Annotated in this window: 19 protein-coding genes, 1 tRNA gene and 1 pseudogene; 10 read left to right on the forward strand and 11 right to left on the reverse strand. The window is 71.9% G+C overall.

Features of this window, described 5'->3' with window-relative positions; all coding sequences use genetic code 11:
• Positions 1-395: 395 nt before the first annotated feature.
• From pyrF to AB8A24_RS34400, 7 genes are all read right to left on the reverse strand, one after another.
• Positions 396-1,121, reverse strand: coding sequence for an orotidine-5'-phosphate decarboxylase (gene pyrF / locus AB8A24_RS34370; RefSeq protein WP_369478456.1), 726 nt, complete (start codon positions 1,119-1,121; stop codon positions 396-398).
• Between the two features lie 16 nt (positions 1,122-1,137).
• Positions 1,138-1,695 carry a carboxymuconolactone decarboxylase family protein gene (locus AB8A24_RS34375; protein ID WP_328963033.1) on the reverse strand — a complete coding sequence of 186 codons (558 nt, stop codon included), beginning with the start codon at positions 1,693-1,695 and terminating at the stop codon, positions 1,138-1,140.
• Between the two features lie 43 nt (positions 1,696-1,738).
• The gene (locus tag AB8A24_RS34380; protein WP_369478457.1) at positions 1,739-2,284 is read right to left on the reverse strand and encodes a hypothetical protein; all 546 of its coding nucleotides are present in this window, start codon (positions 2,282-2,284) and stop codon (positions 1,739-1,741) included.
• 66 nt (positions 2,285-2,350) lie between these two features.
• Positions 2,351-3,214, reverse strand: coding sequence for an S-methyl-5'-thioadenosine phosphorylase (locus AB8A24_RS34385; RefSeq protein ID WP_369478458.1), 864 nt, complete (start codon positions 3,212-3,214; stop codon positions 2,351-2,353).
• A gap of 80 nt (positions 3,215-3,294) precedes the next feature.
• Entirely contained in the window at positions 3,295-3,618 is a 324-nt protein-coding gene (locus tag AB8A24_RS34390) for an FmdB family zinc ribbon protein (RefSeq protein WP_030761807.1), read from the reverse strand.
• Positions 3,619-3,685: 67 nt separating this feature from the next.
• On the reverse strand, positions 3,686-5,098 hold the full coding sequence (locus tag AB8A24_RS34395) for an MFS transporter (RefSeq protein WP_369478459.1): 1,413 nt from the start codon (positions 5,096-5,098) through the stop codon (positions 3,686-3,688).
• A gap of 388 nt (positions 5,099-5,486) precedes the next feature.
• Positions 5,487-7,010 (reverse strand): potassium/proton antiporter, encoded by a 1,524-nt coding sequence (locus AB8A24_RS34400; protein ID WP_369478462.1) that lies wholly within the window; start codon positions 7,008-7,010, stop codon positions 5,487-5,489.
• Positions 7,011-7,225: 215 nt separating this feature from the next.
• Between AB8A24_RS34400 and AB8A24_RS34405 the strand changes: the two genes are divergently transcribed.
• Positions 7,226-10,090 (forward strand): penicillin acylase family protein, encoded by a 2,865-nt coding sequence (locus tag AB8A24_RS34405; protein ID WP_328963037.1) that lies wholly within the window; start codon positions 7,226-7,228, stop codon positions 10,088-10,090.
• A gap of 23 nt (positions 10,091-10,113) precedes the next feature.
• On the opposite strand, the gene AB8A24_RS34410 is transcribed toward AB8A24_RS34405, so the two are convergent.
• Positions 10,114-10,728, reverse strand: a complete 615-nt coding sequence (locus tag AB8A24_RS34410; protein ID WP_328963038.1) for a 5-formyltetrahydrofolate cyclo-ligase — start codon at positions 10,726-10,728, stop codon at positions 10,114-10,116.
• Between the two features lie 95 nt (positions 10,729-10,823).
• Between AB8A24_RS34410 and galU the strand changes: the two genes are divergently transcribed.
• The 7 genes from galU to AB8A24_RS34445 all read left to right on the forward strand — a co-directional run bounded on the left by galU (position 10,824) and on the right by AB8A24_RS34445 (position 16,216).
• Positions 10,824-11,726: a UTP--glucose-1-phosphate uridylyltransferase GalU gene (galU, locus tag AB8A24_RS34415; RefSeq protein ID WP_328963039.1), complete on the forward strand. Its 903-nt coding sequence runs from the start codon at positions 10,824-10,826 to the stop codon at positions 11,724-11,726.
• 4 nt (positions 11,727-11,730) lie between these two features.
• Positions 11,731-13,086, forward strand: a complete 1,356-nt coding sequence (gene glp, locus AB8A24_RS34420; RefSeq protein ID WP_328963040.1) for a gephyrin-like molybdotransferase Glp — start codon at positions 11,731-11,733, stop codon at positions 13,084-13,086.
• Between the two features lie 73 nt (positions 13,087-13,159).
• Positions 13,160-13,639, forward strand: coding sequence for a cyclic pyranopterin monophosphate synthase MoaC (moaC, locus tag AB8A24_RS34425; RefSeq protein WP_266392355.1), 480 nt, complete (start codon positions 13,160-13,162; stop codon positions 13,637-13,639).
• Between the two features lie 74 nt (positions 13,640-13,713).
• Positions 13,714-14,217, forward strand: a complete 504-nt coding sequence (locus AB8A24_RS34430) for a MogA/MoaB family molybdenum cofactor biosynthesis protein (protein ID WP_328965946.1) — start codon at positions 13,714-13,716, stop codon at positions 14,215-14,217.
• 17 nt (positions 14,218-14,234) lie between these two features.
• Positions 14,235-14,843 carry a GNAT family N-acetyltransferase gene (locus AB8A24_RS34435; protein WP_266392353.1) on the forward strand — a complete coding sequence of 203 codons (609 nt, stop codon included), beginning with the start codon at positions 14,235-14,237 and terminating at the stop codon, positions 14,841-14,843.
• 180 nt (positions 14,844-15,023) lie between these two features.
• Positions 15,024-16,064 (forward strand): hypothetical protein, encoded by a 1,041-nt coding sequence (locus AB8A24_RS34440; protein ID WP_328963041.1) that lies wholly within the window; start codon positions 15,024-15,026, stop codon positions 16,062-16,064.
• 78 nt (positions 16,065-16,142) lie between these two features.
• Positions 16,143-16,216, forward strand: a tRNA-Ala gene (locus AB8A24_RS34445).
• Between the two features lie 85 nt (positions 16,217-16,301).
• On the opposite strand, the gene AB8A24_RS34450 is transcribed toward AB8A24_RS34445, so the two are convergent.
• The gene (locus tag AB8A24_RS34450) at positions 16,302-17,288 is read right to left on the reverse strand and encodes an aldo/keto reductase (protein ID WP_328963042.1); all 987 of its coding nucleotides are present in this window, start codon (positions 17,286-17,288) and stop codon (positions 16,302-16,304) included.
• Between the two features lie 128 nt (positions 17,289-17,416).
• Here AB8A24_RS34450 and AB8A24_RS34455 point away from each other — a divergent pair.
• A pseudogene (locus tag AB8A24_RS34455) lies at positions 17,417-18,648 on the forward strand (CoA transferase).
• 194 nt (positions 18,649-18,842) lie between these two features.
• Here AB8A24_RS34455 and AB8A24_RS34460 read toward each other — a convergent pair.
• Positions 18,843-19,328: a GNAT family N-acetyltransferase gene (locus tag AB8A24_RS34460; RefSeq protein ID WP_369478463.1), complete on the reverse strand. Its 486-nt coding sequence runs from the start codon at positions 19,326-19,328 to the stop codon at positions 18,843-18,845.
• Between the two features lie 50 nt (positions 19,329-19,378).
• Between AB8A24_RS34460 and AB8A24_RS34465 the strand changes: the two genes are divergently transcribed.
• Entirely contained in the window at positions 19,379-20,182 is an 804-nt protein-coding gene (locus tag AB8A24_RS34465; RefSeq protein ID WP_328963044.1) for an exodeoxyribonuclease III, read from the forward strand.
• Here AB8A24_RS34465 and AB8A24_RS34470 read toward each other — a convergent pair.
• Positions 20,164-20,865, reverse strand: coding sequence for a MerR family transcriptional regulator (locus tag AB8A24_RS34470; RefSeq protein ID WP_328963045.1), 702 nt, complete (start codon positions 20,863-20,865; stop codon positions 20,164-20,166). The two genes, AB8A24_RS34465 and AB8A24_RS34470, sit on opposite strands and share 19 nt — an antisense overlap.
• Positions 20,866-20,883: the final 18 nt, after the last annotated feature.

Raw genomic sequence — 20,883 nt, forward strand, 5'->3', positions numbered from 1 at the left:
CCTCGGCCGCGCTGGCCGTCGTGGCGGCGGCCGTGGCGGCCCGCCGCCTCCGGCGTACGGCCCGGCGCAGCCGGTCCCCGCCCCGCCCCACGCGAAGCGGCGGGAACGCCGGGACCGGGCGGGCCGGCGGACACGCGGACGACGTCGCGCACGCCGCCGGAGCGGCGGGGAAGGTGCGGGAAGCGGAGGAAGCGGAGGAAGAGGGGGAGACGGAACGAGCGGAGCAGACCGAAGGGACCGCGGAAGTACGGGACATGACGAACACCACCAGACCGAGTGAGTTGCTGTGCCCGGACCCGGCGCCCGGACACCTCCCACGATCCGACCTCACCGGGAATCCCGCCGAGGCCTGTGGGCGATCCCCAGCTTGTGGACAACTCCGCCACCCGTACGAGTCAGCCGGCGGCCGCCCGCACCCGCCGCAGCGCGGCCACCGGGTCCGCCGCCCGAGCCACCGACCGGCCCACCACGACGTGCGAGGCCCCGGCCGCGAAGGCGGCCCCGGGCGTCCCCGGCCGGGCGTGGCCGCCCGCCGCGTCCTCCGGCTCCAGGACCACCCCCGGCGTGACGATCAGCCGGTCCGGCCCCAGCAGCCCGCGCAGCGCCCCGGCCTCCCGCGGCGAGGCGATGACCCCGTCGCAGCCCGCCCCCACGGCCAGCCGGGCCAGCCGCAGCACCTGTTCCTCCGGGTCCGCGGCGACGCCGATGTCCGCGAGATCGCTCCCGGTCATGCTGGTGACCACCGTCAGCGCGAGCACCCGCAGCCGCGGGAACTCCCGCGCCGCCTCCACCGCCGCGGACAGGATCCCCGTACCGCCCATGGCGTGCACGGTCACCATGGACGCGCCCAGCGCGCCGGCGGCCCGGACCGCTCCGGCCACGGAGTTCGGGATCTCGAAGAGCTTCAGGTCGAGGAAGACCTCGTGCCCCCGCCCGACGAGGTCCCGCGCGAGCCCGGGCCCCGCGGCGGTCAGCAGCTCCAGGCCGATCTTGTAGAAGCCGCACGCGTCGCCGAGGCGCTCGACGAGCGCCTCGGCGGCCCGGCGGTCGTCGAAGTCGAGCGCGACGATGACCCTGGGGTCGGCGCGAGGGAGGTCGGAGAGAGGGCGGTCGGTGTTCACGCCGTCATTGTCGAGGTCACCGGTCGACAGGGACCTGGCAGGCCTCCGCGAAGCCCTGACTGGTCAGGCCGAAGGCGCTGTTGACGCGCGAGCGCCAGTTCTCCAGCGCGACCATCGCGGTGAGCTCGACGAACGCCTCCTCGCCGAGCCGCCCGATCAGTTCCCGCGCGAGCTCGTCCGTGACCGTCGGCTCGGTCTCCGTCATGGCCTCGGCGTACTCCATGACGAGCAGTTCCAACTCGGTGAACACCTCAGGGGCCTCCCGCCACCGCGGCACCCGCTCGATCTTCTCCGTCGGCACGCCCAGTTCGTGGCCCTCCCAGTAGCCGAAGTCCATGCACCACGAGCAGTTGATGCGGGCCGCCGCCGCCATCACGGCGAGATGCTTCAGCCCGGCGTCGAGCGCATTCCACTTCGCCACGCTCCGCTCCAGCCGGACGTAGGAGAACAGCACGCGCGAGTGGTGCCCGTAGGCCTGCCCGGGGTCGAGCACCTTGCCGTAGGTACGGCGCGAGTACCAGGCACCGATCCGCATGAGCAGGGTGCGGGGCGGGGTGAGCGAGATACGCGGCATGACAGTCATCTCCCTGGCCGGGGCGGTCTTGGTTCCGCCGTCATCAGGGAGGACCGGACAGCCCCGGCGGATGTGACAGCCGCCGGGCCCTTTTCTGAGCGCCTTCTTCGACGGGCGCCGCGGGCGCGATCCCCAGCGCGCCGAGGAGCCGCTCCGCGAGGTCCTCCGCGAAGACCTCGGAGCCGGTGAGGACGGCCCGCACCGCCTCCGGGTCGGCCGTCAGCCCGCCCGCGGCCGCCCAGTCGAGCGCGCCCGCCAAGGCCGCCTCGACGGGGAACCGGTCCACGGGTATCTCGTAGTCCTCGGCCGTGTCCCGGTTGAGCAGCGCCTTCCAGCGGCCCCCGGCGAAGGTGGCGCCCTCGACGAAGCCGACATCGCTGTCGAGATAGGCCACCGTGAGCACCGGCGCCCCGGTCCGCCGCGCCAGCGCCGCCGCGGCGCCGTCCGGCTGGTCGGGGTAGTACACGGCCGACCAGCCGCCACCCAGGTCCGCGTCGCCGTCGACGTCCGCGCACCCGGCCTCGGCCGCGAACTCCCGCAGCTCTGCCACCGTGGCTTGCGCCACGGCCATCCCGCCCCGATTTCCCATGCGGGCAGGCTAGGGGCCGCCACCGACAACCCGGCCGGGGCGTCCCCAGGGACGCCCCGGAGGGGGCTAAGGGAGCTCGATGCCCAGGTCCCACCCGTCGTGCGCGTGCGTGCACAGGCAGGCCCGGGTCTCCGTGGGCGGCAGGGCCGCCACCGCGTCGAAGAGGACCTCGCGCAGCCGCCCGACGTTCTCGCCGAACACCTTCAGGACCTCGGTGTGGGAGACGCCCTCACCGGTCTCCGCGCCCGCGTCCAGGTCCGTGACCAGGGCCATCGAGGTGTAGCAGAGCCCCAGCTCCCGGGCGAGGACCGCCTCCGGGTGGCCGGTCATGCCGACCACCGACCAGCCCGCCGCCGCGTGCCACCGCGACTCGGCGCGCGTGGAGAAGCGCGGTCCCTCGATGACGACCATGGTGCCGCCGTCCACCGGTTCCCAGTCGCGCCCGCGAGCCGCCGCCAGCGCCACGGACCGGCCCACCGGGCAGTACGGGTCGGCGAAGGTGGTGTGCACGACGTTCGGAACGGAACCTCCCCCAGAGCCTCCGGCCTGGGAGGGGCCCCCGGGCAGAAACTCACCGTCGAAGAAGGTCTGGGCGCGGGCCTTCGTACGGTCGACCAGCTGGTCGGGAACGAGCAGCGTGCCCGGCCCGTACTCGGCCCGCAGACCGCCGACCGCGCAGGGCCCCAGCACCTGGCGGACGCCGACCGAGCGCAGGGCCCACAGGTTGGCCCGGTAGTTGATCTTGTGTGGCGGGACGGTGTGACTGCGCCCGTGCCGGGGCAGGAAGGCCACCTGGCGCCCGGCCAGCTCGCCCAGGTAGAGGGAGTCGCTCGGGGGTCCGTACGGGGTCTCCACCTGGATCTCGGAGACGTCCTCCAGGAAGGAGTAGAAGCCCGAGCCGCCGATGACACCGATCTCTGCGTTCACCATGCGGTCCACCCTAAGGCCCTGCCGTGGGCATGCCGAAGGCCCCGCTGCCGTAGGGGCGGCGGGGCCTTCGGGAGAAGCGATCAGGCGGCCGACGTGGAGCTGCTGCTGCTCGACGAGCTCGACGACGTCGAGGAGGACGAGGCGGCGGGAGCGGCGGCAGCGGTCGACGTCGAGGACGACGAGGAGCTGGACGACGGCTTCGAGGCAGGGGTGCTGCTCGACGACGCGCCACGGCTGTCGTTCCGGTAGAAACCGGAGCCCTTGAAGACGATGCCGACCGCGGAGAACACCTTCTTCAGGCGTCCGTCACAGCTCGGGCACACGGTCAGTGCGTCATCGGTGAACTTCTGCACGGCCTCAAGGCCCTCACCGCACTCGGTGCACTGGTACTGGTAGGTCGGCACGAATTTCCTCCTGGCACTCTGACTCAATGAGTGCTAACGACGCTCCATGGTGACGTATTCCGGCGGATCAGTCCACCGTCACCGGCACGCGGTGACCGATCCCACGCTCGTTCACCCGGTCACGGGAGGCCGGCGAGGCGGTGGTGCGCGTGGTCGTCCGACCCTTCGCCGGGACCGTCACCCGGTCCGTGACCTGCGACGTCACCGGGGTGGTGGGCGCGGGCGCGGCCTCCTGCGCGGACGCGTTCACGATCCGGCTCGGGGCCTTCGGGGCGAGCTTCGAACGCAGCGCCAGCAGGGTGGTCAGCGCGAGCGCGGTGGCACCCATGGGCACCAGGAATCCGAACGAGGATCCGTGTGCGTCCGTCAGGCGGCCGGCCAGGATGACGGCGACGGCCTGACCGAAGGCGATCGAGCCGGTCAGCCAGGTGAAGGCCTCGGTCCGGGCGTTCGCGGGGACCAACTGCTCGACCATCGTGTAGCCGGTGATCAGCGCCGGGGCGATGCACAGGCCGACGACCAGGCCGAGCGCGCCCAGCAGGATCATCGAGTTCGCGGCCCACAGGACGGAGGCGGCGGCGGTGAGGCCGATGTAGCCCAGGATCAGCCGGCGACGCGGGCCGATCTTCCAGGCGATGGCGCCCATGGCGATACCGGCGATCATGTTGCCCGCGGCGAAGACGCCGTAGAGCAGGCCGTTGGCGCCGGGGTTGCCGATCTCGTCGGAGAAGGCGGCGAGCGAGACCTGCATGCCGCCGAAGACGGCGCCGATCCCGAGGAAGGCGAAGATCAGGACGCGCAGGCCCGGGAAGGACAGCGCGAACGCGCGCTTCTCACCGGTGGGCGACGGGGCGTGGGTCTTGGGCTGGCCGGCCCGCCGGGCCGCGAAGAGCAGGCCGCCGAGCAGGGTCAGCGTGGCCTCGGTGACCAGGCCGGCCGCCGGGTGGACGCCGGTGCACAGCGCGGTCGCCAGGACCGGGCCGACGACGAAGGTGAACTCGTCGGTGACGGACTCGAAGGCGGCGGCCGTCGGCAGCAGCGGAGAGCCCTCCAGCTTGGCGGCCCAGCGCGCCCGGACCATGGGCCCGACCTGCGGCACCGAGGCACCGGCAGGTACGGCGGCGGCGGCCAGCGCGAGCAGCGGAGCGTCCAGCAGCGCGAGCGCGGCCAGGCCGGTGACGGCGACGGAGTGCGCGAGGACCACGGGCAGCAGGACGGCGGTCTGGCCGTAGCGGTCGGTGAAGATGCCCATCAGCGGGGCGGACAGGGCCATGGAGATACCGGTGACGGCGGCGACGATGCCGGCGCTGCCGTAGGAACCGGTGGTGTGCTGGACCAGCAGCAGGATGCTGATCGTCAGCATGCCGAAGGGGAGTCGTGCTGCGAAGCCGGGGAGTACGAAGCCGAGGGCGCCGGGAGTGCGCAGGAGCTGCCCGTAGCCGGGGCGGGCGGACGTGTCGGTCGTGACCGCGGATGTCACGGCCTTGCCTTTCCGCTGCCTGGTAGAGCGTCCCCGTCTGCGGACGGTGCTCCGCCTTGTGAGCGGCCGCACCCGTACATGTGGGAGCCCCGAGAGCTGTCCTCTTGCGCAGAACCGAGTGATACCTGGGCGCCCACTACGGGGTGGTGCCACGGCCGCTTTGCGGTCGCGCCAGCTCTGCGTCAGGCAGAGTTGGTTCGATCTGGTGTGCCTTCATCGTACAGGGAAAGCCACTACCACGCCCTGTGAATTCGGTGACAGGGGGTGTCTTCACCTGGGATTAACGGCCGCTTCGCATGCAAAGAGCCCGGAAAGGCAGACATAAGCGGTCATAGCTCGGCGAATTCGGCCGAATTAGAACGACGCTCTAACCAGTTAGAGCAATGCTCTAACGCGAAACGGATCCGCCGGTGCCCAGCCATCCCGCGAGCTTGCCGCCCCGGGCCACCGCCCGCAGTCGCGCCTCCGCCGCGTCCCGGACCGGATCCGTGGCCACCACCAGCAGCTCGTCCCCACGGCGCAGCACGGTCGACGGCGCCGGTACGAAGCTCTTCGCGTCCCGGACCACCAGCGTGACCGAGGCCCCGGGCGGCAGCCGCAGCTCGCTCACCTCCACGCCGTGCATCCGCGAGGCCTGCGGGATGGAGAAGGACAGCAGGTGTCCGCGCAGCTTCTCCAGCGGCGCCGACTCGATCCCGAGGTCGAAGGCGCTCTCCTCGCCGCTCCCGAGGTTCAGCTTGCGCGCGAGCCAGGGCAGGGTCGGACCCTGCACCAGGGTGTAGACGACGACCAGCACGAAGACGATGTTGAAGACCCGGTCGCTGCCCTCGATCCCGGACACCATCGGGATGGTCGCCAGGATGATGGGCACGGCCCCGCGCAGGCCCGCCCACGACATCAGCACCTGTTCCTGCCAGGAGAGCCGGAAGGGCAGCAGGCTGATGAAGACCTCCAGGGGCCGCGCCACCATCGTCAGCACCAGCCCGATGATCACGGCAGGCCAGAAGTCGCGGACCAGCTCGTGCGGGGTGACCAGCAGACCCAGCAGCACGAACATGCCGATCTGGGCGATCCAACCGAGTCCATCGGCGAAGCCCCGGGTGGCCGGCCAGTGCGGCAGCTTGGCGTTCCCGAGCACCATCGCCGCCAGGTACACCGCGAGGAAGCCGGAGCCGTGCGCGATAGCGCCGGCCGCGTACGCCACGATGGCGATGGCCATCACGGCGATCGGGTAGAGGCCGGAGGCGGGCAGCGCGACGTGCCGCAGCCCGTACGCGCCCAGGAAGCCCACGGCCAGGCCGATCGCGGCGCCGATCGCCAGCTCCAGGGCGATCTTGCCGATCAGGACGTACCACTCGTCCACCGGGCCGACGGTCGAGAAGGCCACCACCAGGATCACGACGGGTGCGTCGTTGAAGCCGGACTCGGCCTCCAGGACGCCGGTGATCCGTGCGGGCAGCGGGACCTTGCGCAGCACGGAGAAGACGGCCGCCGCGTCGGTCGAGGAGACGACCGCGCCGATCAACAGGGCTTGGCGCCATTCCAGGCCGACCAGGTAGTGCGCTCCCGCCGCCGTCACACCCACGCTCACCGCGACGCCCACCAGCGACAGCATGACCGCGGCCGGCAGGGCCGGCTTGATCTCTTTCCACTTGGTGCCCAGACCACCCTCGGCGAGGATCACGACGAGTGCCGCGTAACCGATGACCTGGGTCAGCTCGGCATTGTCGAATACGACGTTGCCGATGCCGTCCTGGCCTATCGCGATGCCTATGCCGAGGTAGATGAGCAGGCTGGGAAGACCGCTGCGTGAAGAGATGCGTACCGCCGCCACGGCGACGAGCAGCACGAGCGAGCAGACCAGCAGAAGCTCATTGAGCGTGTGGACAGTCAGCGGGCGGCCCTCCTCAATGCGCCCGGCGGATCGATCCTCCCGGCGACAAGTTCGGCAAGTAGTTCGTTACCTTACCTAATCTTTGACGCGCCCTTTACGCGATAACCACATTGTGAAACGCCTGTTCGCCCCTGTCCTCGTCAGCTCCACCCCTGGCGGATCAACGAAGTCGGTCCTGCGCCTATGGTTGCTCCCAGCACTCCCAGGACCACCCTGCCCCTCTAAGGACAGCGATGCCCGCCAACGAAACCGCTCCTCCCGTCAAGAAGAAGGGACGACGCGCCCGTCTGATCGTGCTCGTCCTGGTCCTGGCTCTCGTCGCGGGCCTCGGCTACGGGGCGTACTGGAGCGTGGACGGCGTGCGCGCCTCCTTCCCCCAGACGACCGGCTCCCTCAAGGTGCCGGGCCTGACCGGGACCGTCGACGTCAAGCGCGACGCCCATGGCATTCCCCAGCTCTACGCAGACAACGACGACGACCTCTTCCGCGCGCAGGGCTTCGTGCACGCGCAGGACCGCTTCTGGGAGATGGACGTACGACGTCACATGACGTCGGGCCGTCTCTCCGAGATGTTCGGCTCCGGCCAGGTCGAGACCGACGCCTTCCTGCGCACGCTGGGCTGGCGCCAGGTCGCGCAGGCCGAGTACGAGACCAAACTGTCGGCCGAGACCAAGAAGTATCTCCAGGCCTACGCCGACGGGGTCAACGCGTACCTGAAGGGGAAGTCCGGCAAGGACCTCTCCGTCGAGCACGCGGCCCTCGAGCTCACCGACGACTACCAGCCCGAGCAGTGGTCGCCGGTGGACTCGGTGGCCTGGCTCAAGGCGATGGCGTGGGACCTGCGCGGCAACATGCAGGACGAGATCGACCGCGCGCTGATGGCGACCAAGCTCTCGCAGGCGCAGATCGACGAGCTCTACCCGCCGTACCCCTTCGACCGGAACAAGCCGATCGTCGAGGGCGGCAAGGTCGACGCCGGCAAGTACACCCCGCAGGGCGTCACGGGCACCGGCTCGGGCACCGGTACCGGCTCGGGCAGCGGCTCCGGCGGCGGCAACACCGTCGGAAGCCAGACCTCGACCGTCACGGGTCCCATCGGCGGCCCGGCCAACGGGCTGGCCGACAACGTCGCCGCCCAGGGCGCGACCGTGGGCCTGCGCACCCAGCTGACCTCGCTCGCCGACACCCTGGACAAGATCCCCGCGATCCTCGGCCCCAACGGCAGCGGCATCGGCTCGAACTCCTGGGTCGTCTCCGGCAAGTACACGACCACCGGCAAGCCGCTGCTCGCGAACGACCCGCACCTGTCCCCGCAGCTGCCCTCGGTCTGGTACCAGATGGGCCTGCACTGCCGCACGGTCTCGGCCCAGTGCCAGTACGACGTGGCCGGCTACACCTTCTCCGGCATGCCCGGCGTGGTCATCGGCCACAACACCGACATCGCCTGGGGCATGACCAACCTCGGGGCCGACGTCACCGACCTCTACCTGGAGCAGGTCAAGCCCGAGGGCTACGTCTACGACGGCAGGGTGGTCCCCTTCGCCACCCGCGAAGAGGTCATCAAGGTCGCCGGCGGCGACAGCAAGAAGATCACCGTCCGCACCACCAACAACGGCCCGCTCGTCTCCGACCGCAGCGAGCAGCTCGGCACGGTCGGCACCCGCGCCCCCGTCGCCAGCTCCGCCCCCGACCGCGGTGACGGCTACGCCGTCGCCCTGCGCTGGACGGCGCTGGACCCGGGCAAGTCCATGGACGCGGTCTTCAAGCTCGACAAGGCCAAGACCTTCGACGACTTCCGCAAGGCGGCCGCCGACTTCGAGGTCCCGTCCCAGAACCTGATCTACGCCGACAACAAGGGCACCAACGGCAACATCGGCTACCAGGCTCCGGGCCGCATCCCGGTGCGCGGCCAGGGCGACGGCCGGATGCCCGCCCCGGGCTGGGACTCCAAGTACGCCTGGAAGGGCGGCAAGGACAGCAACGCCGGCTACATCCCGCAGAGCGAGATGCCCTGGGACCAGAACCCGGCCCGCGGCTACATCGTCACCGCCAACCAGGCGGTCGTGGAGACCGGGACCGGCGCCGGCAAGTACCCGAACCTGCTGACCACCGACTGGGGCTACGGCGCCCGCAGCCAGCGGATCAACGACCTCATCGAGGCGAAGATCAAGGACGGCGGTCGGATCTCGACCGACGACATGCGCACCATGCAGATGGACAACAGCAGCGAGATCGCCGCGCTGCTGACCCCGATGCTGGCGAAGATAGAGGTCTCGGACCCGGGCGTGCGGGCCGCGCAGAAGCTGCTCGACGGCTGGAACTACAGGCAGGAGCCCGACTCGGCGGCCGCGGCCTACTTCAACGCGGTCTGGCGCCACATCCTCAAGCTGTCCTTCGGCGACAAGATGCCCAAGGAGCTGCGGATCGAGGGCAGCTGCATGAGCGTCGTCGGCAACGGCACCGGCCCGGCCGACGACCTCGCCAAGACGGTCCGCGAATGCGGCACCCGGGACGCCGACTCGGCGCAGCCCGACGGCGGCGACCGCTGGTTCGAGGTGGTCCGCCGCCTGGTCAAGGACGAGAAGTCGCCGTGGTGGAGCTCGCCGAGGACCGTGACCCAGCCGGCGGCCACCACCCGTGACGAGCTCTTCGCCCGGGCCATGCGGGACGCCCGCTGGGAGCTGACCGCCAAGCTCGGCAAGGACCAGTCCACCTGGAGCTGGGGCCGCCTGCACCAGCTGACGCTGAAGAACCAGACGATCGGCACCGAGGGCCCCGGCTTCATGCAGTGGCTCCTCAACCGCGGCCCGTGGGACGTGGGCGGCGGCGAGGCCACGGTCAACGCGACCGGCTGGAACGCCTCCAGCGGGTACGGGGTCACGTGGGTGCCGTCGATGCGCATGGTCGTGAACCTCAACGACCTCGACAAGTCGCGCTGGATCAACCTGACGGGTGCCTCGGGGCACGCGTACAACGCGCACTACACGGACCAGACGACGATGTGGGCCAAGGGCGAGCTGCTGGAGTGGCCCTTCGGCAAGGACGCCGTCGAGAAGGCCACGGTCGACACCCTGACCCTCAAGCCCGAGGGCTCGTAAGGGCCAGGGCGCGGATCAGGCCGTCACGCACTGAAGCGGCGCACCCCTGACGGGGTCGCCACCGCTCGTACGGGGTGGTCGTGCGGTTCCTCCGGGACCCGCGCGACCACCTCGTCGTCGTAGAGGAGCACCACCAGCGCGGGATGCGCCCCGGCGCGCTCCAGCCGCTCCAGCACCCGGTCGTACGAGCCTCCGCCACGGCCGAGGCGCATCCCGCGGCCGTCCACCGCGAGCCCGGGCAGCAGCACGGCGTCGGCCCCGGTGACCGCGTCCGGTCCGAGCGCGGGGCCGGTCGGCTCCAGCAGCCGCATCTTGCCCGGGTGGGCGGCCTCGGCGAGTGCGGCCGGGCCTTCGTACGCGGCCCAGTCGAGGTCGTTGTCGGGCAGCAGCAGCGGGAGCAGCACCCGCTTGCCTGCCGCGCGCAGGGCGTCGAGGAGGTCCCGGGTGCCCGGTTCGGTGCCGATCGAGACGTACGCCGCCACCGTGCGGGCGTCGGCCAGTTCGGGCAGTTCGCATGCCCTGACGGCGAGTGCGGTGGCCGCAGTGCGGCACTGTTCGGGGGACAAGGCGCGGCGCGCGGAGAGCAGTTCTCGGCGCAGTTCGGCCTTGGCGGAAACGGTGGGCGGGTTCTCTGCCACGAGGAAATCAAATATCCTTCCGAATCGGGGCATACCTGTATCTACCTGCTGTGGTTCCGCCCGGCGTTCGACGGAAGGCCACTATCGTTCGGGGCATGACTATGTTGCACCCCGTGATCAAGAAGGCCGTGATTCCGGCCGCTGGCCTCGGTACCCGCTTCCTCCCGGCGACCAAGGCGACCCCGAAGGAAATGCTCCCGGTTGTGGACAAGCCGGCCATTCAGTATGTGGTCGAGGAGGCCGTCGGGGCCGGGCTCGATGACGTCCTCATGATCACTGGGCGTAACAAGCGTGCCCTGGAAGACCACTTCGACCGGAACTACGAGCTGGAGTCGGCCCTCATCGCCAAGGGCGACGACGACCGCCTGAAGAAGGTCCAGGAGTCCAGCGACCTGGCCACCATGCACTACGTCCGCCAGGGCGATCCGCGGGGTCTTGGCCACGCGGTGCTGTGCGCCGAGCCGCACGTCGGCCGCGAGCCCTTCGCCGTCCTGCTCGGTGACGACCTCATCGACCCGCGTGACCCGCTGCTGCGCCAGATGGCCGACATCTACGCCCGCACCGGCGGCACCGTCGTCGCGCTCATGGAGGTCGACCCGGCCAACGTCCACCTCTACGGCTGCGCCGCCGTCGAGGCCACGGACGAGGAGGACGTGGTCCGTATCACCGGCCTCGTCGAGAAGCCGGACCCCCAGGACGCCCCCAGCAACTACGCGGTCATCGGACGCTACGTCCTCAACCCCGCGATCTTCGACATACTGCGGGAGACCGAGCCGGGCCGCGGTGGGGAGATCCAGCTCACCGACGCCCTGCAGAAGCTGGCCGCCGACGAGACCGTCGGTGGTCCGGTGCACGGCGTGATCTTCCGGGGCCGTCGCTACGACACCGGGGACCGCGGCGACTACCTGCGGGCCATCGTCCGTCTCGCGTGCGAGCGCGACGACCTGGGCCCCGAGTTCCGCACCTGGCTTCACCGTTACGTCACGGAGGAGATGTAGCACCTTGAGCAGTTCCGCACCGCAGGACACCGGCCACCGTCTGTGGTCCGTGGACGAGCACCTCGCGGACGTCCTCTCGGCCGTCCGGCCTTTGGAGCCCATCGAGCTCCAACTGCTGGACGCCCAGGGCTGTGTCCTGGTCGAGGACGTGACCGTGCCCGTCGCCCTCCCGCCCTTCGACAACAGCTCCATGGACGGCTATGCCGTCCGAACGGCCGATGTCCAGGGTGCGAGCGAGGAGTTCCCCGCGGTGCTGACGGTCGTCGGGGACGTCGCGGCGGGCAGCGGTGAGCTGCCCACCGTGGGACCCGGCGAGGCTGCCCGGATCATGACCGGCGCCCCGCTGCCGCCCGGTGCGGAAGCCGTCGTACCCGTTGAGTGGACCGACGGCGGCACGGGCGGCGGCGCGGCCGCCGGAATGACCCCGGCCAGCGCCGCCCCCGAACGGGCGAGCGGCGAGGTGCGGGTGCACCGCGCCGCCGAGGCACGGGCACACGTCCGCGCGCGCGGCAGCGACGTACAGGCCGGTGACCTGGCCCTCGCGGCCGGCACGATCCTCGGGCCGCCGCAGATCGCCCTGCTGGCCGCCATCGGGCGCGGCACCGTACGGGTGCGGCCGCGCCCCCGCGTGGTGGTCATGTCCACCGGCAGCGAGCTGGTCCAGCCGGGCGAGGCGCTCACGGCGGGCACCATCTACGACTCCAACAGCTTCGCGCTGGCCGCGGCCGCGCGGGACGCCGGAGCCATCGCCTACCGGGTCGGCGCCGTCGCGGACGACGCCGACACCCTGCGCGCCACCATCGAGGACCAGCTGATCCGGGCCGACCTGCTGGTCACCACGGGCGGGGTCAGCGTCGGCGCGTACGACGTCGTCAAGGAGGCGCTGTCCTCCGTCGGGCACTCCGACGCGGTCGAGGGCGACGGCGAGGACGTCGACGGCGGCCGGATGGACTTCCGCAAGCTCGCCATGCAGCCCGGCAAGCCGCAGGGCTTCGGCACGATCGGCCCCGACCACACCCCGCTGCTGGCGCTGCCCGGCAACCCGGTGTCCTCGTACGTCTCCTTCGAGCTGTTCGTGCGGCCCGCGATCCGCACCCTCATGGGGCTGCCGGAGGCCGAGGTCCGGCGGCCGAGCGTGCGCGCGGTGCTGAGCGCCGACAAGGCACTCGGCTCCCCGGCCGGCCGCCGCCAGTTCCTGCGGGGCAAGTACGACGCCGAGAGCGGCACGGTCGGCCCGGTCGGCGGATCGGGCTCCCACCTGATCGCCGCGCTGGCGCACGCGGACTCCCTGATGGTCGTACCGGAGGACGTCACCTCGGTGGAGCCGGGGACCGAGCTGGAAGTGATCCTGCTCGGCTGAAGTCGGGCCGGTGCGGGTAGCGTGTGTCGCACCACACAGGCTCCCCGGGAGCCCAGAGCGGAGCGGCGCAGCAATGAGTACCGAAAGCAGGCTCACCCACATCGACGAGGCCGGCGCGGCCCGGATGGTCGACGTGTCCGGGAAGGACGTCACCACCCGGACGGCACGGGCCAGCGGACGCGTCCTCGTCGCCCCGCGGGTGATCGAGCTGCTGCGCGGCGAGGGCGTCCCCAAGGGCGACGCCCTCGCCACCGCGCGCATCGCCGGGATCATGGGGGCGAAGAAGACCCCCGACCTGATCCCGCTGTGTCACCCGCTGGCCGTCTCGGGCGTCAAGGTGGACCTGCGGGTCGCCGACGACGCGGTCGAGATCCTCGCCACCGTGAAGACGACCGACCGCACGGGCGTCGAGATGGAGGCGCTGACCGCCGTCGCGGTCGCCGGCCTCACCGTGATCGACATGGTGAAGGCGGTCGACAAGGGCGCGGTCATCACGGACGTCCGGGTGGAGGAGAAGACCGGCGGCAAGTCCGGCGACTGGACGCGCTCGTGAACGCCCCGCGCGGCGGCGACGTGCACAGCCACAGCCACCACACCCCGGCCGAGCCGGCGGGGTCCCCGCGGACGCTGGGCCGGGCCCTGGTCGTCACGGCCTCGAACCGAGCCTCGCAGGGCGTCTACGCCGACAAGGGCGGTCCCCTCTTGGCCGAGGCCCTGCAGCGGCTCGGCTTCACCGTGGACGGCCCGCGGGTCGTCCCGGACGGTGACCCCGTCGAGCAGGCGCTGCGCGAGGGCGTGGCCGCCGGGTACGAGGTCATCCTGACCACCGGCGGGACCGGGATCTCGCCGACCGACCGCACCCCGGACGCCACCGCCCGGGTCCTGGACTACGAGATCCCCGGCATCCCGCAGGCCATCCGCGCCGAAGGCCTGGCGAAGGTGCCGACCGCGGCCCTGTCCCGGGGCCTGGCGGGCGTGGCCGGGCGCACCCTCATCGTCAACCTCCCCGGCTCGACGGGCGGGGTCCGCGACGGCCTCGCCGTCCTGGCCCGCGTCCTGCCGCACGCGGTGGACCAGATGCGGGGCGGCGACCACCCCGGACCGGCGGCACCCTCCGGGAGCGCGAGCTGAACGGCCCGACCTGGCCGGTGGTCCTGTCGGACGGCGATGTCACCCTCCGGCCGATAAAGCTGCGGGACCAGAAGGCCTGGCGCGAGGTCAACCGGCGCAACCGTGACTGGCTCCGGCCGTGGGAGGCCACGATCCCGCCGCCCGCACCGTGGGGGCCGGTGGTCCAGCGGCCCACGTACCGCCAGATGGTCCGCCATCTGCGGGCGGAGGCGAACGCGGGCCGGATGCTGCCCTTCGTCATCGAGTACCAGGGCCGGTTGGTGGGCCAGCTGACGGTCGCCGGGATCACCTGGGGCTCGATGTGCGCCGGCCACATCGGCTACTGGGTGGACCGCGAGGTGGCGGGCCGCGGCGTGATGCCGACGGCGGTCGCGCTGGCCGTGGACCACTGCTTCGGGAAGGTCGGCCTGCACCGGATCGAGGTGTGCATCCGTCCCGAGAACATCCCGAGCCGACGGGTCGTGGAGAAGCTGGGGCTGCGCGAGGAGGGGCTGCGCCCGCGCTATCTGCACATCGACGGGGCCTGGCGCGACCACCTCGTCTACGCGGTGACGGTCGAGGAGGTCCCGGAGGGGCTGCTGCGCCGCTGGCACCGGGCGCGCCACTCGTCGTCCCCGCCGAAATAGCGAGGACCACACCGAACACCGATAAGCGAATATCTGTTCGAATTAATGGCCTCGGGTAACCGATTCGCCCATAACCTGATCCGAAGAATCACAAAAAAAGTCCGTGATATCAGCGAGATCGTGCGACACACCGGCCCAATTGGCCGATCCCCTCGGCCGCGCCCCTCTACGGTGTGAGGTGTGAGCAGCAGCGGCCTCATCTACGCAGTCATTGTCGGGGCCTGGGCCGCCTACTTGGTGCCCATGTGGCTCCGGAGGCAGGACGAGCTGAACGAAGCCCGTCCGACGGAACGCTTCTCCACTGCCATTCGGCTGCTTTCCGGCCGGGCGGGAATGGAGCGCCGTTACGCCAAGGGGCTGCGTGAGCGCGGTGACGAGGAGGCGGAGCCCCAGCCCCACGCGGACCCGGACGCCGCGACGGAAACGGTTGATTCCGTCGACGCCGACGCCCGGTCCTTCGGCGTGCCCCCGACCAGGGCGGAGCCGAGACCGGCCACTGCCGAACGGGAGCAGCGCGCGGAGCGGGCCCGGCGCGAACAGCGCCTCCAGGTCCTCGCGCGCCGCCGGCGCACCACCGCGCTCCTCTTCCTGGTCTTCACCCTCGGCGCGGTCGTCGCCGCGGTGGGCGGCCTGCACTACCTGTGGGCGCCCGCCGTACCCGCACTGCTGCTGAGCACGTACATCGTGCACCTGCGGGTCCAGGAGCGGCGGCGCTACGAGTTCACCATGGACCGGCGGCGCGCCGAGGCGGCCGCGCGGCAGTTGCGGGAGAACCGCCCGAGCCGCCGCGAGCCCGAGGCCGCGTCGGGCAGCGAACCGGACCCTGCGCCACCGGTTTCCCCGCAGGAGGCCGGACGGCGCGCACTGGTCGAGCAGACCGATCACGCCGAGTGGGTGGACCAGCAGCGCGAGCGCGAACGCGGCCCCGCCCGCGGTGAGAGCTGGGAGCCCGTCCCGGTCCCGCTGCCGACGTACGTGACCGCCCCGGTGGCCCCCCGCGCCACGGGCCCGGCGGCCCCGGACGCCTGGAGCGCGACCCGCTCCAGCACGGCCGAGCCGACGGAACCCCGCCTGCGCGCCCAGCCCGCGGCCCCCAAGTCGGAGCTGGGGCCGGATCCGAAGGCCCAGACCACCCCGCGCCCGCGCGGCCAGGGCAGGGGACGCACCCCGCTGTTCGACCAGTACGAGGGCGAGGACCGCCCGCGCGCCGCGAACGAGTGATCGATGACCTGCGCGGACGCCCCGGGATATCGGTTTTGGAGCACCCGCGCGGGGATGCTAATGTTTCACACGTCGCAAGGGCCTGTGGCGCAGTCTGGTAGCGCACCTCGTTCGCATCGAGGGGGTCTGGGGTTCAAATCCCCACAGGTCCACAAACGACAGTTCGCGAGTAGCTCTCGGGAACGTCACGAGATCCCGTCCGGTCGAAAGACCGGGCGGGATCTCGGCGTTTGTGGGTCAGTGCGCCGCGTCGAGGCGGGTGCGCTGGGCCGGGGTGAGGTCGAGGTCGACCGCGGCCAGGTTCTCCTCCAGCTGGGCCACCGAGGAGGCACCGACCAGGGGCAGGACCGGTATGTCGCCGCCCATCAGCCAGGCCAGCACCACCTGGTTGACGGTGGCTCCGATCTCGCCGGCCACCTCACGGACCGCGCGCAGCCGCGGCTCGGTACCCGCGTGGTCGAAGCCCGGACCCAGCGGCTTGTCCTCGCGTACGTAGGCGCCGGCGATCAGCGGGGAGTACGCGACCTGCGTCAGCGACGGGTTGTCCCGGAGGTAGCTGAGCAGATCGCCGCCGACCAGGCCCTGGTCGCCGTCCGGCGAGCGCAGGCTGGGGAGATCGGTGCGCCGGCGCAGGTAGCTGTGGTGGTGCTGGAGCACCTCGTAGCCGGGCACGCCGGCCGCCGCGGCCAGCGTACGGGCGCGCTCCACCCGCCAGGCCCAGTGGTTGCTCGCGCCCAGCAGGCCCGCCGTGCCGTCCGCGACGACCTCGGCGAAACCGCGGACGGTCTCCTCCAGCGGGGTGTTCTCGTCCATGATGTGCGCGTACAGCAGGTGGATGCGCTCGATGCCGAGCCGCTCCCGGCTGCGCTCCGCGGATTCCCGGATGACCTTCGCCGACAGCCCCTCCACGTCGAGGCTGAAGCCGCTCGTGGGCTGGTTGGGGCGGGCGCCCAGCTTGGTGGCGACGGTGATCTCGTCGCCGATGCCGCGGCTGCGCAGCCAGCGGCCGACCAGTTCCTCGCTCTCGCCGCCCTGGGTGCCGTTGACCCAGAACGCGTAGTTGTTGGACGTGTCGATGAAGGTGCCGCCCGCTTCCACGAAACGGTCGAGGATCGCGTACGACGTGGCCTCGTCGACGGTGGTGCCGAAGGTCATCGTGCCGAGGCTCAGGACGCTCACTTCGCGGCGGGTCTCGACGGCGGTGCCGATGACGCGGTACTTCACGGTGATGCCTTTCGGTTCAGGGATGTCCGGCCCGAGGGCCGGCCGCACAACGTACCTGACGCCCCCGACGGGGCGAAGTGCTTATTGCCACGGCCCTGTTGGGGAGTTGGTCGGGCGAAGATGCGTTCATGACGATCGGTGAGGAACGAAGCAGCGGAACGGCCCAGGCCTGGGAGGCGCTCGGCGGGGCGCCCGAACTCGTCGGGCGGGTGCGCCACCGCGGGGTCGGCGATCTGGGACAAGGGCCGCTGCCGGTGGCCGAGTTGGCGCGCGCCACCGTCGCGGCCTGCGGACTGGCCGCCGGGGAGCTCGCCGCGGTGCGGGCCGGGGGCGGGGTGGAGGACGTGGCTCCGCTGGTGGTCGACGAGGGTGCGGTGGCCACGGCGTTCGTCAGCGAGCGGCACCTGCGCGTCGAGGGGCGCGCACCGGTGACCTTCGCGCCGCTGTCCGGTTTCTGGCGGACGGCGGACGGCTGGGTACGGACGCACGCCAACTATCCGCACCACGAAGCCGCCTTGGTACGGGCCCTGCGGCTGCCGTCGGCGACACCGGAGGCGGTACGCGAGGCGGCCCTGGGCCGGACGGCCGTCGAGGTGCAGGAACTCGCCTACGGGGAGGGCGGACTCGCCGTCGCCGTGGCACGGGAGTACGGGGATCCGCAGCCGCTGCTGGAGCCCGTACGGGAATCAGGGGCGCGGGGCCGGCCGCTCGGCGCGGCCCCGGCCGGCCGGCCCGCCGCGGGGGTGCGGGTGCTGGACCTGACCCGGGTCATCGCAGGGCCCGTCGCCACGCGCAGGCCCCGGACCGGGCCGTCTTCGAGGGGCTGCTCGCCGAGGCGGACGTGGTGGTGACGGGCTACCGGCCGGGGGCGCTGGAACGGTACGGGTTCGGGGCGCGGGAGCTGCTGGAACGGTGGCCGGGTCTGGTGGTGGCCGAGCTGTGCGCGTGGGGGTGGCGGGCGCGGGGACCCTGGACGGGGCGGCGGGGGTTCGACTCGCTCGTGCAGGCGGGGTACGGGATCGCCGCCGCGTGCGGGGGGTCGGGCGGGACGCCGGGAGTGCTGCCGGCGCAGGCGCTGGACCACGGGACGGGGTATCTGGTGGCGGCCGGTGTGCTGCGGGCGCTGGCGGAGGGCGGCGGGCGGGGGCTGCGGTTCTCCCTGGCGGGGACCGCGTCGTGGCTGGTGCGGGGGCTGGTGCGGGAGCCGGTGGGGGCTGCGGTGGGGTACTCGGCGGAGCCGTGGCTGCGGGTGACTCCGTCGGGGTACGGGGTGCTGCGGCACGCCGCCAGTCCCTTCGGGGAGTGGGGGGTGGGGCCGTCGCGGTGGGGGGCGGATCGAGCCGGCTGGCTCCCGCGGTAGGGCGGGTGGGCGGATGGGCGAGTGAGCGGGTGCGGCGCTGCTGCCGGGGGCGCCGCCCCCGGACCCCCGCGCCTCAAACGCCGGCGGGGCTGGAAGAGCGCCTCAAGCGCCGGCGGGGCTGGAAGAGCCTCAAGCGCCGGCGGGGCTGGATGGGGCGGCGGGGCCGGGTGGGGTGGCGGGGGTCGGGGAGGGGCTCAGGCTTCTGTCAGGGGTTTGGTCATGCAGCGGCTCGACTCGTAGAAGCGGTAGTGGCCGAACTTCTCGGACAGGGCGTAGCCCGAGGAGAGGTACAGGGCTATCGCCTCCGGCTGCTGGTCGCCCGTTTCGAGGACCATGCGGTGGCGGCCCGCCGCGCGGGCGTCCTCCTCCAGGATCGCCAGGATGCGGCGGGCGAGGCCGAGGCCCCGGGCCTCCGGGACGACGTACATGCGCTTGAGCTCCGCGTCGCCGTCCGCGTAGCCCTCGTCGTTCTCGTCCTGGGTGCGCCAGCCGCCGCTCGCCACCGGGGTGCCCGTGGCGTCGTACGCCAGCAGGTACAGGCCGTGCGGCGGCGCGAACATCGCCGGGTCGAGGAAGGTGGCGTCGCCCTCACCGTCGTACCGCTCCTGGTACTCCAGCTGGACCTGGTCGTTGAGTTTGACCGCGTCCGGGTGGTCGTACGGCACGGTGCGGAGGTCTATCCGGTGAGACATTCGAATATCGTACGGAACCCTCCCGCTATGGTGCTGGGATGCTCACTGTGACCTCCGTGAATGTGAATGGGATCCGCGCCGCCGCCAAGAAGGGCTTCGGGGCGTGGCTCGACGGAACCGACGCCGATGTGGTCTGCCTGCAGGAGGTACGGGCCGAGGAGGGGCAGATCCCGGACGAGGTCCGGACCCCCGCGGGCTGGCACACCGTGTTCGCGCCGGCCGCCGCCAAGGGGCGGGCCGGGGTCGCGCTGTACACGCGGCGGGAGCCCGAGCGCGTGCAGGTGGGATTCGGCAGCGCGGAGTTCGACGACAGCGGCCGGTACCTGGAGATCGATCTGCCCGGTGTGACCGTGGCCAGCCTCTACCTGCCCTCGGGCGAGGCCGGGACGGAGAAGCAGGACGAGAAGTACCGGTTCATGGACGAGTTCCTGACGTACCTGGCGGCGCTGAAGGTGCGGGCCGCCGCCGACGGCCGCGAGGTCGTGGTGTGCGGTGACTGGAACATCTGCCACCAGGAGGCCGACCTCAAGAACTGGAAGACGAACCGGAAGAACGCGGGCTTCCTCCCCGAGGAGCGGGAGTGGCTCGGCAAGGTGTACGCGGAGGCGGGCTACGTCGACGTGGTGCGGGAACTGCACCCGGACACCGAGGGTCCGTACTCCTGGTGGTCCTACCGCGGACGGGCCTTCGACAATGACGCCGGCTGGCGGATCGACCTCCAGGTGGCCACCCCCGGGCTGGCGGCGAAGGCCGTGAAGGCCTTCGTGGAGCGGGCCGAGACGCACCCCGAGCGCTGGTCCGACCACGCGCCCGTGACCGTCGTCTACGAGCTGGGCGCCTGACCCGGGCCTTCCGGGCCGCCCGAAGCCAGCAGGCGGTCCATCGCCATCGTCAGCTCGGCCTCCACCACGCTCTTCGCCAGCGGGCGCAGGCGGGTGAGCGCGTCGGGTGACATGTGGGCCGATATGAGCTCGGTGAAGAGCAGGGCCATCGCGTCCGCGTGCTCGCGGACGCGGCGGCCGGTCTCCAGGACGGCCGCCAGCGGGACGCCCTCGCGGACCAGGGCCGAGGAGACGTCCAGCAGGCGGCGGCTGACGTGCACGATCGCGTCGCCGTCGACGGCGAGGTAGCCGAGGTCCAGTGAGGCCGCCAGGTTCTCCGGGGTGACCTCGCCTTCGAAGTAGTCGGCGAGCGCCTCCGGGGTGAGCCGGACCGGGGTCTCCTCGGACCAGCCGATGCCGAGCAGCTCGCCCAGCTGGCCGACGTCGCGGCCGCTCTCGAAGGCGGCGGTCAGCTCGGCGATGCCGCCGAGGGTGTGGCCGCGTTCCAGCAGGGCGGCGATGGTGCGCAGCCGGGCCAGGTGGTGGTCGTCGTACCAGGCGATGCGTCCCTCGCGGCGGGGCGGTGGGAGCAGTTTGCGCTCGCGGTAGAAGCGCAGGGTGCGGACCGGGATGCCGGCCGCTTCGGCCAGTTCCTCCGTGCGGTACTCGCGCACCGTCTTCGCTTGCGTCTCTTCCTTCGCCACAGACGCACCTTATGGCGT

Origin of the sequence: Streptomyces sp. BF23-19 (assembly GCF_041106355.1) — a bacterium.
GTDB classification, from domain to species: Bacteria; Actinomycetota; Actinomycetes; order Streptomycetales; family Streptomycetaceae; genus Streptomyces; species Streptomyces virginiae_A.

Excerpts from the sequence above, each read along its gene's own strand:
- AB8A24_RS34375 (WP_328963033.1), bottom strand. The coding sequence starts at position 1,695 with ATGCCGCGTATCTCGCTCACCCCGCCCCGCACCCTGCTCATGCGGATC.
- AB8A24_RS34380 (WP_369478457.1), bottom strand. The coding sequence starts at position 2,284 with ATGGGAAATCGGGGCGGGATGGCCGTGGCGCAAGCCACGGTGGCAGAG.
- AB8A24_RS34385 (WP_369478458.1), bottom strand. The coding sequence starts at position 3,214 with ATGGTGAACGCAGAGATCGGTGTCATCGGCGGCTCGGGCTTCTACTCC.
- AB8A24_RS34405 (WP_328963037.1), top strand. The coding sequence starts at position 7,226 with ATGCCCGCCAACGAAACCGCTCCTCCCGTCAAGAAGAAGGGACGACGC.
- galU (WP_328963039.1), top strand. The coding sequence starts at position 10,824 with ATGACTATGTTGCACCCCGTGATCAAGAAGGCCGTGATTCCGGCCGCT.
- moaC (WP_266392355.1), top strand. The coding sequence starts at position 13,160 with ATGAGTACCGAAAGCAGGCTCACCCACATCGACGAGGCCGGCGCGGCC.
- AB8A24_RS34465 (WP_328963044.1), top strand. The coding sequence starts at position 19,379 with ATGCTCACTGTGACCTCCGTGAATGTGAATGGGATCCGCGCCGCCGCC.